General features: G+C 59.7%; 15 protein-coding genes. 12 read left to right on the top strand and 3 right to left on the bottom strand.

Annotated features, from left to right (window positions below; translation table 11 throughout):
- The first annotated feature begins 27 nt into the window (after nucleotides 1-27).
- A complete protein-coding gene (locus ABD903_RS05775; protein WP_345222206.1) occupies nucleotides 28-867 on the top strand; it encodes a murein L,D-transpeptidase catalytic domain family protein in 840 nt (279 codons plus the stop codon).
- A gap of 124 nt (nucleotides 868-991) precedes the next feature.
- Here ABD903_RS05775 and ABD903_RS05770 read toward each other — a convergent pair whose 3' ends face one another.
- The 3 genes from ABD903_RS05770 to ABD903_RS05760 form a co-directional block, all read right to left on the bottom strand.
- A complete protein-coding gene (locus tag ABD903_RS05770) occupies nucleotides 992-2059 on the bottom strand; it encodes an Ldh family oxidoreductase (RefSeq protein ID WP_345222204.1) in 1068 nt (355 codons plus the stop codon).
- A gap of 124 nt (nucleotides 2060-2183) precedes the next feature.
- Nucleotides 2184-3122 carry a Ppx/GppA phosphatase family protein gene (locus ABD903_RS05765; RefSeq protein ID WP_345222202.1) on the bottom strand — a complete coding sequence of 313 codons (939 nt, stop codon included), beginning with the start codon at nucleotides 3120-3122 and terminating at the stop codon, nucleotides 2184-2186.
- Nucleotides 3123-3239: 117 nt separating this feature from the next.
- Nucleotides 3240-4124, bottom strand: coding sequence for a class I SAM-dependent methyltransferase (locus tag ABD903_RS05760; protein WP_345222201.1), 885 nt, complete (start codon nucleotides 4122-4124; stop codon nucleotides 3240-3242).
- Between the two features lie 111 nt (nucleotides 4125-4235).
- On the opposite strand from ABD903_RS05760, the gene ABD903_RS05755 reads away from it, so the two are divergent.
- The 11 genes from ABD903_RS05755 to ABD903_RS05705 all read left to right on the top strand — a co-directional run bounded on the left by ABD903_RS05755 (nucleotide 4236) and on the right by ABD903_RS05705 (nucleotide 16521).
- Nucleotides 4236-4724 (top strand): DinB family protein, encoded by a 489-nt coding sequence (locus tag ABD903_RS05755; protein WP_345222200.1) that lies wholly within the window; start codon nucleotides 4236-4238, stop codon nucleotides 4722-4724.
- Nucleotides 4725-4783: 59 nt separating this feature from the next.
- Nucleotides 4784-5578 (top strand): diaminopimelate epimerase, encoded by a 795-nt coding sequence (gene dapF / locus ABD903_RS05750; protein ID WP_345222198.1) that lies wholly within the window; start codon nucleotides 4784-4786, stop codon nucleotides 5576-5578.
- Nucleotides 5579-5582: 4 nt separating this feature from the next.
- On the top strand, nucleotides 5583-6122 hold the full coding sequence (locus tag ABD903_RS05745; protein ID WP_345222197.1) for a GNAT family N-acetyltransferase: 540 nt from the start codon (nucleotides 5583-5585) through the stop codon (nucleotides 6120-6122).
- A 177-nt stretch (nucleotides 6123-6299) separates the two neighbouring features.
- Complete coding sequence (locus ABD903_RS05740; protein WP_345222195.1) at nucleotides 6300-7544, top strand: glycosyltransferase family 1 protein; 1245 nt, start codon at nucleotides 6300-6302, stop codon at nucleotides 7542-7544.
- An 81-nt stretch (nucleotides 7545-7625) separates the two neighbouring features.
- The gene (gene glf, locus ABD903_RS05735; RefSeq protein ID WP_345222193.1) at nucleotides 7626-8807 is read left to right on the top strand and encodes a UDP-galactopyranose mutase; all 1182 of its coding nucleotides are present in this window, start codon (nucleotides 7626-7628) and stop codon (nucleotides 8805-8807) included.
- A gap of 189 nt (nucleotides 8808-8996) precedes the next feature.
- Nucleotides 8997-10304, top strand: a complete 1308-nt coding sequence (locus tag ABD903_RS05730; protein ID WP_345222192.1) for a family 1 glycosylhydrolase — start codon at nucleotides 8997-8999, stop codon at nucleotides 10302-10304.
- Between the two features lie 2 nt (nucleotides 10305-10306).
- Nucleotides 10307-11239, top strand: coding sequence for an SDR family oxidoreductase (locus tag ABD903_RS05725; protein ID WP_345222191.1), 933 nt, complete (start codon nucleotides 10307-10309; stop codon nucleotides 11237-11239).
- A gap of 225 nt (nucleotides 11240-11464) precedes the next feature.
- Nucleotides 11465-14875 (top strand): preprotein translocase subunit SecA, encoded by a 3411-nt coding sequence (secA, locus tag ABD903_RS05720; RefSeq protein WP_345222189.1) that lies wholly within the window; start codon nucleotides 11465-11467, stop codon nucleotides 14873-14875.
- A 93-nt stretch (nucleotides 14876-14968) separates the two neighbouring features.
- The gene (locus ABD903_RS05715; protein WP_345222188.1) at nucleotides 14969-15271 is read left to right on the top strand and encodes a hypothetical protein; all 303 of its coding nucleotides are present in this window, start codon (nucleotides 14969-14971) and stop codon (nucleotides 15269-15271) included.
- 28 nt (nucleotides 15272-15299) lie between these two features.
- Nucleotides 15300-15992, top strand: coding sequence for a deoxyribose-phosphate aldolase (gene deoC, locus ABD903_RS05710; protein ID WP_345222186.1), 693 nt, complete (start codon nucleotides 15300-15302; stop codon nucleotides 15990-15992).
- The gene (locus tag ABD903_RS05705) at nucleotides 15973-16521 is read left to right on the top strand and encodes an SPOR domain-containing protein (protein ID WP_345222185.1); all 549 of its coding nucleotides are present in this window, start codon (nucleotides 15973-15975) and stop codon (nucleotides 16519-16521) included. Before deoC ends, ABD903_RS05705 begins: the two co-directional genes overlap by 20 nt.

The following is a 16521-nucleotide window of genomic DNA, read 5'->3' as shown; positions in this document are numbered from 1 at the left end:
GGTAGCCGTTTAAACCGCCTGAGTATCATGGAAAAGCACACTGTTGTACACCGCCTGCGCCTGAAAGTGCGCGCCCGACGGGCCATGCGACGAGCGTTGCCGTTCGTGGCGTCGTTGTTCCTCGCTACGCCCTTGGCCTCTCCGGTAAGTTCTTCCCAAGCGCGTCCGCACTCCGTAACGGCCCGCATGCCTTCGGTTAAGCAGTTCGAAGCCGTGGCTTTTCAGGACGGGGTACGCCAGCTTTACAACGAGCTGAACGTAGCCGACAGCGGCCTGCGCTACGAGGTGTTCCAGAAAGCTTACACGGGTTTTCTGAACCTGAAAGCGAAGGGCCAGCTCGACGCCTCGCGTAGCATGCTCACGGTAATCGACTTCGAAAAGCCTTCTACCGAGAAACGCCTTTGGGTGCTCGATCTATCGGGCAAGCAAGTGCTGTTTCACACGTTGGTGGCCCACGGTCACAACTCCGGCGAAAACGTGGCGACCAACTTCTCGAACGAGAACGAGTCGAACATGAGCAGCCTGGGGTTCTACGTAACCAAAGGCGACTACTACGGCAAACACGGCCGCTCGCTTAAGCTGGAAGGCGTAGACGAAGGCTACAACGACCGAGCCCTCGAACGTTCCGTGGTTATGCACGGCGCCGAGTACGTGAGCGAAGAATTTATCAAGCAATACGGCCGCCTGGGCCGCAGCCTCGGCTGCCCCTCGCTGCCCATGGACCAGTACGCGCAAGTGATTGACACCGTGCAGGACGGCACTTGCCTGTTCCTGAACGGCCCGGACCAAAACTACGACTCTGAGTTCCTGAATACCGACATGGCCGCGCACCAATTCAGCGCCGAAGCCAACGGCTCGAACGTGTAGCACGTATAGCCTGTGTTGCCAGCGTTTTGATAAGGAGCAAAACACCGGCTAGAAGTGAGTGACAACAGCGCGCCCCCGGCTTTGACCGGAGGCGCGCTGTTTGTTTTACGACTTAGCGCTGCGGCTACAGCGTCAGCCCAAATTTCTCGCCCACGCTTTGCAGGTCGTCTACCACTTTTTGCAGCAGCGGAATGCCGTTCAGCAGCCGTTGTTCGGTGGTTAGCCGCTCCGGGTCGCCGGGAATGAGCACGTGCTTCTCGGGCACTGCCTTGGCATTGCGGAAGGTCTCGATCCAGTTGTCCATATGGGCCTTGAACTCGGCGGCGGGCCGGAACGCGTCCACGCGCATTGCCCCGAAGAAATGCCCGATGCCCTGACCTACGGGGTTAGCCGGCGGCTGCAGAAACGCCACAAACGGCGGCACCCACGGCCCGTAGTTTGCCCCCGAAAGTACCGCCGACAGAATATCGACCGTGGCGCCCAGCCCGTAGCCTTTGTGGCTGCCGGTTTCGCCGCCTAATGGAATGAGGGCACCGCCGCTGCGGGTTTCGGTGGGATTCTGCGAAGAGTTGCCGTATTGGTCCTGAATCCAGCCGGCAGGGGCGGGGAGGCCCTTGCGCTCCAAAATTTCCATTTTGCCCTGCGCCGCCGTGGTGGTAGCCATATCCAGCACGAAAGGTGGCTGGTCGCCGGCCGGAATGGCCACCGAAATGGGGTTGGTGCCCAGTAGCCGTTCCAACGAGTGCGTGGGTGCCACCAGCGGTGAGGCGTTGGTGAGCGAAATGCCAATCATGTCGTGGGGCAGGGCCAGCATGGCGTGGTAGCCGGCAATGCCGTAGTGGTTTGAGTTGCGCACGGCCACCCAGCCGGTGCCCACGCTCTGGGCTTTTTCAATGGCGAGGCGCATGGCATGCGGCCCCACTACTAAACCCAGGCCGGCGTCGCCATCGACCACGGCAGTGCTCGGCGTTTCGTGCACCACGCCTATGGAGGGCGTGGCATTTACGCGCTGCGCTTCCCACAGCCGCAAGTAGCCGCTCAGGCGGGCCACGCCATGCGAATCGACGCCGCGTAAATCGGCTGAAAGCAAGGTTTCAGTGGCTTGGCGGGCGTCGGTTTCAGAGCAGCCCATGCTGCGGAAAACGGCTTCGGCAAACGCAAACAGGCGGGTGTAGGAGTAAGTAGTAGGCATGGAGCGCGAACAAAGTCAACCGCGCCGGTTCGTTTGGGGCAAATCCGTGAACCAGCGGCGCGAACCGCAAAGGTATTGACGCGCGCTTTGCAAGGCGGCGGCTGGTCTTTCCCGTCGCAACGGGCTACTGCTGCTCCAGCATTTCGGCCAGCAAGCCTTCCTTTAGGGCGTAAGCCGAAGCCGTGATGCGCGTGAACGGGCCGTACTGCAGCACCAGATCAATCAGCACGCAGGCTACCACAATCATGTCGGCGCGCAGGGGCGTCATGCCGGGCAGTTGCAGGCGCTCGGCGTGGCTCAGTCGCAGGAGTTGTTCGTAGCTCTGACGGAAGCTCTCGAGGGAAATAGTGCGGGCAGGCGGTTGGTGCATGTAGTCTTCGCCAGCGCGGGCGGCCTGCATGTCGCCCAGCGTATCGAAGGTGCCGGACGCGCCCACCAGGTTTTCGGGTCGAAAATGCTCGATGGCGGCCAGCAGCGGCGCAAGCGTCGTGCGCAGGTAGGCTTGCTCGTCCTGCACGTCGGCTGGCAGCAATGGGTCGTGACGGAAGAACATGTCGAGCATCCGTTGGGCCCCAATTTCGAAGCTTTGCTTCCAGAAAATGGTGCTGGCGTTGGCAATGATAAATTCCACCGAGCCGCCACCAATGTCCATCAGTAGGTTGGGTTCGGTGCCCAGCGCCACGGCTTGCCGAATGCCTTTGCAAATCAGTTCGGCTTCGCGGGCGCCGGGAATAACTTCCACCCGAATACCGGTTTGCTCGAAAATATCCTTCACCAGCTCCTGCCCGTTGTGGGCCACGCGCACAGCGCTGGTGGCCGTGGCGCGCACGTCCTGTACTTGGTGCAGCTCTATTTCTTCCTGAAACGCCTGCAGCGTGTGTAGCGCCCGGGCATAGGCTTCGGGCGCAATTTCGCCGTTGCTGATGCCGCCTTCGCCCAGCTTTACGCCCACTTTAGTGCGCAGCAGCACCGTGGGTTCCGTCTGGCCAGTGGCAGGCAGCTCCACGATGAGCAGGTGAAACGTATTTGTGCCCATGTCGATGAGGGCCAGGCGTTGGTGCATCTTGGTTGATAGTTATTGGGTGGTGGTTTTTGGCGCGTAAAACAAAATAGAAACGTGTTTCACGCCGGCTGATGGAGAGTCACTCGGGGCCAAAAACCACCAACCAATAACCAAAAACTAATTGGCAAACCGACAGAACGTGCCCAGCGGCAGCTTGCGCTGGCCTTGGTCGTGCAGGTAAATTTCCCCGATTTCGCGCTGCTGCCCGTACGGCGGGTAAATGTCGCCGATCAGGTTATCCAGAATCAGCGCCGAGAAACCGATGGAGTAAAGGTTGATGACGAAGAAGTGGTCCTGCGGGTCGAGCAGCTCGCGGCACAGCTTCAGCATTTCATTAAGCTGGTCTTCCAACTGCCACTTTTCGCCGTTTGGGCCGCGGCCGTAGGCGGGCGGGTCCAGAATCAGGCCCTGGTACTTGTTGCCGCGCTTTACTTCGCGCTGCACGTATTTCCAGGCGTCTTCCACCAGCCAGCGCACCCCGTCAATGCCCGAGGCTTCCATGTTGTCGCGGGCCCAGAAGTTCACCTGCTTCACCGAGTCGAGGTGGGTGACGTCGGCGCCGGCGGCGCGGGCGGCCAGCGTGGCGGCGCCGGTGTAGGCAAACAGGTTCAGCACCTTGGGCTTTTCGGCGCGGCGGCGCTTGGTTTGCTCGTAAATGAACTGCCAATTGGGGTCCTGCTCAGGGAACAGGCCCACGTGCTTGAACGACGACAAGCCCAAGCGGAATTTCAGCTTTAAGCCGTCGGGCCGGTCGTAGCCGATGTGCCACTGCTCGGCCATGCCGGGCTTTAGCTTCCACTGACCGCGCTCTTGGCTGCCGGCCTCGCGGTTAAACGTAGCGTGGGCGCGCTGCCACTCGCTCGCGGGTAGGTGCGGGTCCCACACGGCCTGGGGCTCGGGGCGGCTGAGCACATAGCGGCCAAACCGCTCCAGCTTCTGGAAGTTACCGGCGTCAATCAGCTCGTAGTCGGGCCAGGGGCTGGTCGTCAGGAATGAATACATAAGTACCTTTGGGCTACGCGAAACTACCCGCTGGGCGGGCCGGCAAAGGTACGCTACGCAATTTTTGCCGACCGCGCCGAATTATCTGCCTTCTGCTTCCGACCTTCAGTCATGCCTGAAACCGCCCGCATCCTCGACCAACTCCGGCGCGCCTTCGACGGCGACGCGTGGTCGGGCCCTTCGCTCGTGGCCACCCTACAAGGTGTAACGGCCGCGCAGGCCCGCCAGCGGCCGTTGCCAGCTGCGCACAGCATTTGGGAAATTGTGCTGCACGTAACCGCTTGGGTGCGTATGGTGCAACAGCGCCTTGCCGAAAACCGCTTGGTAGAAATGCTCGACGCTGACAACTGGCCCGCGTTGCCCGAGTCCACCGACGAAGCTGCCTGGCAGCGGGCGCAGCAGGATTTATACGCCGCGCATGTGGCTTTGCTGACTACCGCCGCCCGCTTTCATGAGGCCGACTTAACCCAGGAATTGGGCGCCACGCCCGACCAGCCCCAAGGCGCAGGAGTCACGAACTATGTACTGTTGCACGGCGTTGCGCAACACAACTTGTACCACGCCGGGCAGGGGGCTTTGCTGAAAAAAGCGTTTGTTTAACCCGCCAATTCACCCGTAACCGCGCCTTTTAGGCTGCGACTACCGCCTTTTTGCCTTTCATGACGCTGCACTTTCACAAATACCAAGGCACCTCCAACGACTTCGTGATGGTGGACGACCGCGCCCGCACGTTTCCGGCCGACGACCACGTGCTGGTGCGCCGCCTCTGCGACCGGCGCCGCGGCATAGGCGCCGACGGCCTGATTTTGCTGCGCACCCAGCCGGGCTTCGATTTCGAAATGCTGTATTTCAACGCCGACGGCTATCTGGGTTCCATGTGCGGCAACGGCGGCCGGTGTGCCGTAGCGTTTGCGCGCCAGCTGGGCGTTATTACCGATAAAACTCATTTTTTAGCCGCCGATGGCCCCCACGAGGCCACGGTGGAAACCGACGGCCGCGTGAACCTGCGCATGATTGATGTGCCCGGCCAACAGGAAATTCCCGACGGCATCTTCCTTAACACCGGCTCGCCGCACATCGTCCGCTTCCTGCCCGCCAGCACCCTAGCCGAGTACGATGTGTATGGCGAAGGCCGCGCTGTGCGCTACGGCGACACGTTCCGCGAACGAGGCGGTACGAACGTGAACTTTGTGGAGGCACCGCAAACGCCCGAGCAGCCGTGGCAGGTGCGTACCTACGAGCGGGGCGTGGAAGACGAAACTTTCTCTTGCGGTACGGGTGTAACGGCCGTGGCCCTGGCAGCGGCAAGGCGCGGCGCAAGCAGCCCCGTACCGCTGCGCACCTTGGGCGGCGACTTGGCGGTGTCGTTCAGCATGCATCCCGATGGCTCGTTCACCAACGTGTTTTTGAGCGGACCAGCTGAGTTTGTCTTCACCGGTTCCATCGAGATTTAAAGCCATGCTGCGTTCGGCGGAAGTATCGTTGCGGGCGCTGGAGGACACAGACCTCTCGTTTCTCTACGAGCTGGAAAACGACGCCGCCGTGTGGGGTGTGGGCAGCGACACGCTCACGCCCGTATCGCGCTACAACCTGCGGCGCTACCTCGATAACGCCGCCGCCGATTTTTACGAAGTGCGCCAGCTGCGCCTCGTGATTTGCGCCCACGCCGGAAACCGCGCCGTGGGCACCATTGATGTGTTTGATTTTCAGCCGCACCACCGCCGCGCCGCCGTGGGCATCATGGTAGCGCACAACGAACGCCGCCACGGTTACGCCGCCGCGGCGCTGCACCTGCTCATCGACTACGCTCGTTACACGCTGCAGCTACACCAGATTTATTGCACTGTGGCGGCCGGTAATACAGCCAGTCTGAAGCTGTTTCGGAGCGTAGGATTTCAGCGCGTGGGTGTGCGCCGCCAGTGGCTGCGCAGCGGTTCCGGATGGCAGGACGCCGTGGAAATGCAGTGCCTGCTGCACGCCCCCTCAACCGGCGCCTAGGCTTACTTCTGTTCTTATTCCGGGGCCTCGTATTTCTGCCGCCCGGCAGGCCCGGCATCCTTTTGCCGGAAAGCTGCGTATGCAATTCTGCCGCGCCTGGTAGCCTGTTTCGCGCCACCGGGTTCCTCCTCCTTCCCGCACCAATTTTTCGCCAAAACTTTTTTGACGCTACTACGCATGTCCTTACTCGACGCCTCTTCCCTCGCGCCGCATAATGCCGCTACTGAACTTACTACTGCTGTTTCCACTACCCCTGAATCCATTGCTACTACCGGCCTGAACGGTGCTTCTTCCAAACTTCCCGACCTCGTGTGCTTTGCGCACCTGCACTGGGACTTTGTGTGGCAGCGCCCGCAGCACTTGTTGTCGCGTTTCGCGCAGCAAACGCGGGTGTTTTACATCGAGGAGCCCTGCACCCACTTCGACGACACGAAGATGAAGCCGTGGATGGAAGTGAAGGACCGCGAGGAAGGCAAGCTGAAAGTAGTAGTGGCGCACTTGCCCGGCGGTTTAACCGAGGAAAAGGCCGATGCTATTCAGGCAGAGATGCTGACGGCATATTTCGAGAAGGAAAAAATCCAGGACTTTATTGCGTGGTACTACTCGCCCATGTTCCTGGCCAAGTCGCGGCACCTGAAGCCGGCCCTCACCATCTACGACTGCATGGACGAGCTGGCCAACTTCAAAGGCGCGCACCCCGAGCTGCGCAGCCGCGAGCAAGAGCTGTTCAAGCAGGCCCAGCTGGTGTTTACCGGCGGCCAAAGCTTGTACGAAGCCAAAACCAAGCAGCACCACAGCGCACACGCCTTCCCGAGCAGCATCGATAAAGCCCACTTCGGACAAGCGCGCACCAACCTCACCGAGCCCAAGGACCAGAAGAATATTCCGCACCCGCGCGTTGGCTTCTTCGGGGTGGTGGACGAGCGCCTCGACATTGAGCTGCTGGGCCAGCTGGCCACGGCGCACCCGGAGTGGCAGTTCATCGTCATCGGGCCGGTGGTGAAAATTGACCCGGCTACGCTGCCGAGCTCGAAAAACATCCACTACCTCGGCGGCAAAGATTACAAGGAGCTGCCCACCTACCTGCACGGCTGGGACGTGGCTACGCTGCTCTTTGCCGATAACGAAAGCACCAAGTTCATTTCGCCCACCAAAACGCCGGAGTACCTGGCCGCCGGCAAGCCGGTGGTGAGCACGCCCATACGCGACGTGGTGCGGCCTTACGGCGAGCTGGGCCTCGTGCACATTGCCGCCGATGCCGACAAGTTTGGGAAGGCTATTTCCATGGCCCTCGACGAAGTAGACGATGCTGCCTGGCTACAGCGCGTAGATGCCTATTTGGCCACCATTTCGTGGGACCAAACGTGGCAGGGAATGGTGGATCTGATGCAGGCCGAATTGCAGAAGGTGGCCAAAAGCTAGCATTTCCCGTACAACCCTCACCGATTACCACGAGTTACTGACCCTCTTTTCCACAACCACCCCATCACCATCTCCCGAGCTATGTTTGACTATCTGATCGTCGGCGCCGGCTTTGCTGGCAGCGTGTTGGCCGAGCGCCTTGCAACGCGTTCTAACAAGAAAGTGCTCATCGTAGACAAGCGCAACCACATTGCGGGCAACGCCTACGACCACTACAACGAAGATGGCATTCTGGTCCACAAGTACGGCCCGCACATCTTCCATACCAATGCCAAAGACGTATTCGAATACCTCTCGAACTTCACCGACTGGCGCCCTTACGAACACTGGGTACTGGCGTCGGTAGACGGCCAGCACGTGCCGATTCCGATCAACCTCGATACCATCAACAAACTGTACGGTACGAACATGACCTCTTTCGAGGTGGATGCGTTCCTGGAGTCGCTGGCCGAGGAAATTCCAGTTATCAAAACGTCGGAAGACGTGGTGGTGAGCAAAGTAGGCCGCGAGCTGTACGAGAAGTTCTTCCGCAACTACACCCGCAAGCAGTGGGGATTAGACCCGTCGGAGCTGGATAAGTCGGTTACCTCGCGCGTGCCCACCCGCACCAACCGCGACCGTCGCTACTTCACCGACACCTACCAAGCCATGCCCCTGCACGGCTACACCAAGATGTTCGAGAAGATGCTCGACCACCCGAACATCAAGGTGATGCTCAACACCGACTACCACGAAATCGTGAACATGATTCCGTTCAAGGAAATGATTTTCACGGGCCCGGTAGACGAGTACTTCGATTACAAATTCGGCAAGCTGCCTTACCGCTCTTTGGAGTTCAAGCACGAAACACTGAACAAAGAGCAGCACCTGGAGGCTCCGGTGGTGAACTACCCGAACGAGCACCTGTACACGCGCATCACGGAGTTCAAGGCCCTCACCGGCCAAACACACCCGAAAACAAGCATCGTGTACGAGTACCCGAAAGCCGAAGGCGACCCGTACTACCCAATTCCGCGCCTCGAAAACGCCGAGTTGTACAACAAGTACAAGAAGCTGGCCGACGAAACGCCCAACGTACACTTCGTGGGCCGCTTGGCTACTTACAAGTACTACAACATGGACCAGGTGGTAGCCCAGGCGCTGACGTTGTATAAGAAGCTCACGGAAAAGGGCGAAGAAGCGCAAAAAGCCAAAAAGCCGACGATTACCGGCTCGGCTTCCATCATCGATAAGCTTGTTCCGCGCGCTCCGGCCAAAGAATAGCGCTTACCCTAAATCGGTTGCCAGATGACTGTCATTCTGAGCCGCACGAGAAGCTTTGAGGTCGAAAAGCCACTGCGCTGCCGACACCAAAGCTTCCCGGGCGGCCCGGAGTGACAGAGCCGTTTTCAGGTGGTAACACCTCATCCTTTATAGCGCCGGTCTTGCCGGCCGCCATAAACCGATAGAAGCATGGAAAAAGTAGAAATGTGGGGCGGCGTGGAATGCACCATTCGGCGAATTGGAAACGGGTACTCCAACCAACTCGCCAGTAGTGGCCACCTCAGCCGAATCGAAGACCTGGACCTGTTTGCCGAACTGGGCATCCGCAAATTGCGCTACCCTATTTTGTGGGAGCAGGTAGCTCCGGAAAGCCTCGACCAGCCCGACTGGACGTGGACCGACGCACGAATGGCTCGTCTGCGCGAATTGGGAGTCGACCCCATCGTAACCTTGCTGCACCACGGCAGTGGCCCGCACTACACCGCCTTGCACCAGGATAATTTTGTGTCCGGCCTGGCGCGCTTTGCCCGCATGGTAGCCGAGCGCTACCCTTGGGTAAAGCATTACACGCCCGTAAACGAGCCGCTCACAACCGCCCGCTTCAGCGGCCTGTACGGCATCTGGTACCCGCACGCCTTCGACGATGCCACCTTCGTGCGCATTCAGCTCAACCACATCAAGGGCGTGCGCGAGGCCATGAAAGCCATTCGGGAAATAACGCCCGATGCGCAGCTGGTGCAAACCGAAGACCTGGGCAAAACCCATTGCACCCCCAGCCTGGAGCAACAGGCCGAGTTCGAAAACAACCGTCGCTGGCTCACCTTCGACATGCTCTGCGGATACGTAGACCGTCACCACCCGCTGTGGCACTACCTGCGCGACAGTGGCGCCGCCGAGGACGAACTGCTGGACCTGGCCCACAACCCCACGCCGCCCGACGTGCTGGGCGTTAATTACTACGTTACCAGTGAGCGGTTTCTGGATGAAAATCACCAGTACTTTCCCGTTCACCACTTGCGGCGCAGCCACGAGCGTACCGATTACGCCGACGTAGAAGCCGTACGCGTGCGTTTGGTAGAGCTAACCGGCCTGCACGATTTGCTGCTGGAAGCCTGGGAGCGGTACCACATACCCATAGCTGTTACCGAGGTGCACCTCGACTGCACCCGTGAAGAGCAAATGCGCTGGGTGCAGTATGCCTGGGACGCCGCCAACCAACTGAAGCAGGAAGGGGTGGATATGCGCGCCATAACCGTATGGTCCCTGCTCGGGGCCTACGACTGGAACACCCTGCTTACCTGCGAAGGGGCATTTTACGAAAGTGGCGTATTTGACATGCGCGGCGGCAAGCCCCGGCCCACGGCCCTCTTCAAAATGGTAAAAAGCCTTGCTACCACCGGTCAATACGACCATCCATTGCTCCGCAACAAAGGGTGGTGGGAACGGGAAGACCGTTTCCTGTATCACCACCATTGTCCCACTTCCAAGACCTCCTAGCTATGCACATTCTTAACGTAAACGACCTGGCCGCAAGCTCTATTCCGTCCCCCGTTCAGCCCCTGCTTATTACCGGAGCCAACGGCACCCTAGGTCGTGCTTTCCAACGAATCTGCGCCATTCGGGGTATCGAAGCGGTAGCCCTGAACCGCAGCCAGCTGGACATTACCGATCCTATTTCTGTGGAAAGAGCCCTAACGCAATACAACCCCTGGGCCGTGGTTAATACCGCCGGGTACGTGCGCGTCGACGATGCCGAAAAGGACTTCGAGCGGTGCTACCGCGAGAATACCACCGGCCCCACCATACTGGCCGCCGCCTGCGCCTACCGCGACATCCATTTCCTCACGTTCTCGTCCGACCTCGTGTTCGACGGCAATAAGTCGGCGGCTTACGTAGAAAGCGACACCCCGCGCCCGTTGAACGTGTATGGCAATAGTAAACGCCTTGCCGAGCGCGACGTGCTGGCTCGCATGCCCAATGCCTTGGTAGTGCGTACTAGCGCCTTTTTCAGCCCCTGGGACGAGTACAACTTCGTGTACTACGCCTTGCGGGCCGGCCACCGCAAAGAAGCCTTCGATGCCGCCGACGACGTACTTATTTCGCCCACCTACGTGCCCGATTTGGTGAACGTGTCCCTGGACTTACTCATCGACGAGGAGCGCGGCGTGTGGCACTTGGCTAACCAAGGGTCGTTTACCTGGGCCGAGCTGGCACGCTTGGCTGCCGATATGGGCGGACTGGATACCTCTTTCGTGGTGCCACGCTCGGTAAATACGTTCGGCTGGCCTGCTGCCCGCCCCGTTTACAGCGTGCTGGGCAGCAAACAGGGCAACCTGCTGCCCTCCGTAGAAAGCCGCATGGAGCGCTGCGTGGCCGAGGTTATGGCAAATTTGAAAAGTGCCCCCGAAGAAGCCATTGCGGTAGCATCGTAGCTGCAATGCTTGCCGGCTGGTGCAGCGCGGCCGCCACTTTTGTCGTGAGCCGCCTAAATAGCGCTGTAAAACCTGACAACGTTGCTTCCTGGGCCAACCCCGCACTCTTTTTGAAGAGGCGGGGTTTGTCTTTTCTGGGACATCTTAGAACGCGTCTGGGGCTTTTGCCGCAAACACCGTAAATTTGAGGTGCGCCCCGGCGTTTTTCAGCAAACTACTAGCAGCATGTTCGATTTTATCGGGAAGGCCGTCACCAAAGTCTTCGGCACCAAGTCGGAGCGGGACTTGAAAGGCATCATCCCTTACGTGGCGACCATTAACGCCGAATACGCCAAACTGGCAGGCCTCTCCGATGACGAGCTGCGCGCCCAGACCGATCAGGTTCGTGCCCGCATCAGCGACCATCTGAAAGATATCGATGGGCAGATTGCCGCTTTGCACCAGAGCATCACCGATCAGCCCAACCTCGATGTTCAGCAGAAAGAGGCTTTGTTCGAGCAAATTGACGCGCTGGAAAAGCAGCGCAACAAGGAGCTGGAAGTAGTGCTGATGGAAGTGCTGCCGCAGGCTTTTGCCATTGTGAAAGACACGGCCCGCCGCTACAAGGAAAACGGCCAGCTGGTGGTTACGGCTACCGACTACGACCGTGAGTACGCCAGCCGCAAGTCCAACGTAACCCTGGAAGGCGACAAGGCCATTTGGGCCAACCGCTGGATGGCCGGCGGTGCCGAGATTGTGTGGGACATGGTGCACTACGACGTGCAGCTGATTGGCGGCGTGGTGCTGCACCAGGGCAAAATTGCCGAAATGGCCACCGGCGAAGGCAAAACCCTGGTTTCCACTTTGCCCTCGTTCCTGAACGCGCTGTCGAAGCGTGGCGTGCACTTGGTAACGGTGAACGACTACCTGGCCAAGCGTGACTCGGAGTGGAATGCGCCGCTGTTCGAGTTTCACGGCATCACGGTGGACTGCATCGACAAGCACCAGCCCAACACGCCCGGCCGCCGTGCTGCTTACCGCGCCGATATTACCTACGGCACCAACAACGAGTTCGGCTTCGACTACCTGCGCGACAACATGGCGCGGGAAACCGACGAGCTGGTGCAGCGCAAGCACCACTACGCCATGGTCGACGAAGTGGACTCCGTGCTCATCGACGACGCCCGGACGCCGCTTATCATCAGCGGTCCGGTGCCCAAAGGCGACGTGCACGAATTCCTGATTCTGAAGCCACGCATTCAGCGCCTTGTAGAAGAGCAGAAGAAGCTCATTCAGCAGTACCTGCTCGACGCCAAACGCCTGATTAAAGAAGGCAACGACGGCCCGAAAGACGGCGAAGGTGGCTTGGCTTTGTTCCGCGCCTTCCGCGGTCTGCCCAAGAGCAAGCCGCTCATCAAGTTCCTCTCGGAAACCGGCAACCGCGCCATTCTGCAGAAAGTGGAGAACTACTACCTGCAGGACAACTCGCGCCAGATGCCGCAGGCCGACAAGCCGCTGTTCTTCACCATCGACGAGAAAAACAACCAGATCGAGCTGACCGAGCGCGGTGTCGACCTGATTACCGGCCAAGGCGAAGACCCGCACTTCTTCATCATGCCCGACATCGGCATGGAGCTGGCCGCCATCGAGAACAACAAAGCCCTGTCGGCCGACGAGAAGCTGCACACTAAGGAGCACTTGATGCAGGATTACCAGGAGAAATCCGAGCGTATCCACACCATCAACCAGCTGCTGAAGGCCTACACGCTGTTCGAGCGCGACGACCAGTACATCGTGACCGAAGACCACAAGGTGAAAATTGTGGACGAGCAAACGGGCCGTGTAATGGAAGGCCGCCGCTACTCCGACGGTTTGCACCAGGCCATTGAGGCCAAGGAAAACGTGCGCATCGAAGACGCCACCCAGACCTACGCCACGGTTACGCTGCAAAACTACTTCCGCATGTACCACAAGCTGGGCGGCATGACCGGCACGGCCGAAACGGAAGCGGGCGAATTCTGGGAAATCTACAAGCTCGACGTGGTGGTAATTCCCACGAACCGCGCCATTTCCCGCAAAGACGAGCACGACAAAGTGTATAAAACCACGCGCGAGAAGTACAACGCCGTGGCCGAGGAAATCCAGGAGCTGGTAAAAGCCGGCCGCCCGGTACTGGTGGGTACTACCTCGGTAGAAAACTCGGAAATCATCAGCCGCATGCTGAAGCTGCGCGGTATTCAGCACCAAGTACTGAACGCCAAGCAGAACCAGCGCGAAGCCGAAATTGTAGCCGGCGCCGGTTACCCCGGCACCGTGACCATTGCCACGAACATGGCCGGTCGGGGTACCGACATTAAGCTGCGCGAAACGTCCAAGGAGGCGGGCGGTCTGGCCATCATCGGTACGGAGCGTCACGAGTCCCGCCGCGTTGACCGCCAGCTGCGCGGTCGTTCGGGCCGCCAGGGTGACCCGGGTACGTCGCAGTTCTTCGTGGCCCTCGACGACAACCTGATGCGCCTGTTCGGCTCCGACCGTATTGCGCGCCTCATGGACCGCATGGGTCTGGAAGAAGGCGAGGTGATTCAGCACTCGATGATTACCAGCAGCATTGAGCGCGCTCAGAAGAAAGTCGAGGAAAACAACTTCGGTATTCGGAAGCGCCTGCTGGAGTACGACGACGTGATGAACGCCCAGCGCGAAGTGGTGTACTCGCGCCGCCGCAACGCCCTGTTTGGGGAGCGTTTGGAGCTGGACGTGCTGAACATGATCTACGACGTGAGCGACGACATCGTGAGCGGCCACAAGATCAGCGGCGACTACGAAGACTTCAAGCTGGCCATCATCCGCGTATTCGGCTACGATACCCACATTTCGCAAGCCGAATTTACGGCCCAGCCCGCGCCGCAGCTCATTCAGAAGCTGTACGAAGAGGCGCTGGGGTACTACCAGAGCAAGAACGACGTCATTGCCGAATCGGCCTTGCCGTTGGTGGTGGACTTGCTCAACCAGCAAGTGCCCTTCGAGAACATTGCCGTACCGTTCACCGACGGCCGCAAGCAAGTGCAAGCCGTGGCTAACCTGGCCAAAGCCCGCCAGAACGGCGGCCACGAGTTGATTCGTGCCGCTGAAAAGGTGATTGTGCTGGCCCTCATCGACGAGGCCTGGACGCAACACTTACGCGCCATGGACGACCTGAAGCAGGTGGTTCAGAACGCGGTGTACGAGCAGAAAGACCCGCTCTTGATTTACAAGTTCGAGTCGTTTGAGCTGTTCAAGCGCATGATCAGCAAGGTGAACGAGGATACCGTGTCGTTCCTGTTCCGCGCCGACATTCCGTCGTCGCAGGCCGGCCCGACGGAGGAGCCCGAAATTCACTTCGAGGAAGCCGTTCAGGTAGAGCGTGCCCCGCAGCCCAAGCTGAAAGCCGAGAAGGAAGTATCGACGACCTCGTTGGGCGCCGGCATGGAAGACTTGGAGCAAGCGCACGAGCTGGGCGTGGAAGTAGCCGAAAAGCAAGTACCCGTTCGCTCACAGAAAGTAGCCAACCGCAACGATAAAGTGAGCGTGCAGTACATGGACGGCCGCATCGTACGCGACGTGAAGTTCAAGAGCGTAGAAGACGACGTGCTGAACAACCGCGCCGTCATCATTGACTAATCGACGGTCAGGACAGGTGCTGTAGACCACCTGTAACTTAATGGAACGCTGCTCGGCCTGGTGTCGGGCAGCGTTTCTTTATTATTTGGAGCTGTGGAACATAAGAGCGACGAAAACCGCCGGCGGGATAAACAGTTGCTCATTACCGGAGTGGGCGCGGCCGGGCTGTTTACGCTGTCTTACCTGTTGCCCCATAACTCGGAGTTTGTGCCCCACGCCAAAGAGGATATCGGCGGGCACCTACAGACGTTTGGACAGATCCTGCTCTTTGTGGGTGCGTGGCTACTGGGCTGGCTGCTGGCATTTATGTTTACCGGCTTACTGGCTTTACGACTGGGCGATTGGCTTTACCGCCGTTACCGGGCCTGGCAAGAGGAGTACAACCGCTTCGATTAGCGCCCCGCCTATTAGTTACCTTTGCCACATGTTTTCTACCGATAACCTCGCGGCCCGCATCGACCACACGCTGCTCAAGCCCGATGCCACCCGCGCCCAAATCGAACAGCTTTGCTCCGAAGCCGTTGCTGCGGGCTTTGCCAGCGTGTGCGTGCCGCCGCATTACGTGCCGGTGGCGGCTGCGGCGCTGCACAGTTCGGGCGTGGCGGTGTGTACCGTTATCGGGTTTCCGCTGGGCTATAACACCCCTGCCGCCAAGCAAGCCGAAGCCGAAGAAGCCCTGCGCCATGGCGCCACCGAACTGGACATGGTGCTGAACAATGCCGCTTTTCGCTCCGGCGACTTTGCCGCCGTACAGCGCGATATTCAGCAGCTGGCCGACATATGCCACCACCAAGGCGCGCTGCTGAAAGTCATTATTGAAACCGCACTGCTCACGCCCGAGGACATTGCCAAAGCGTGCGAACTGTGCGCCGCGGCCGGTGCTGACTTTGTAAAAACCTCGACCGGATTTGCCAGCCGCGGCGCTTCCGTAGAAGACGTACGGCTGATGCGTAGCCAGCTGCCCGCGCACATCCGTATTAAGGCAGCCGGCGGCATCCGCACCCACGCGCAAGCCGTGGCGCTGGTGCAGGCCGGCGCCGACCGCCTCGGGGCTTCTGCCGGCCTGGCTTTGCTGACTCTTGACAACGACGCCGCTCATGAACCGACTGCTTACTAACGTGCTCGTAGTCCCCGCTCTGCTGACGCTGGTAGCGTGTGCGGCTTCCAGTCCGGCTCGCACTGCCACCTCCCCGGCGCCCGATACCACCCGGCCCGCTGCAAAAGCGGCCCCGGCCGAAGACCTGGGCAAGTACCGGCCGGTATTCACGGCGCCCGCGCCGCCTAAAACAAGCAGTAGTGCCGCCAAGCCAAATGTGACGCCCACGGCCCACGTGAACTCACAAATCGACCAGCGCCTGCGCGACCTGGCCTTCACAAATCAGAGCGTGAAGTACACCAGCGGCTACCGCATTCTGGTGTACATCGGGCTAGAGCGGCAGGACGCCATGAACATTCGCCGCGCCGTTATCAGCCGCTACCCCCAGGAAACCGATTACATTACCTTCAAACAGCCGCTGTACCGCCTCTACATCGGCGACTACACCAGTCGGTTGGAAGCCGAGCAGGCCATGCTGCGCATTAGGCCGCTGGCGCCCAAAGCCGAGCTGCAGGCGACTCAGGTCCTCGTTAACAAAACGCGCTTTTAG

Source organism: Hymenobacter koreensis (assembly GCF_039541855.1).
Classification (GTDB): domain Bacteria; phylum Bacteroidota; class Bacteroidia; order Cytophagales; family Hymenobacteraceae; genus Solirubrum; species Solirubrum koreensis.
Note: the sequence above shows the minus strand (reverse complement) of the source record. Positions and strands in the feature narration are given on the sequence as shown.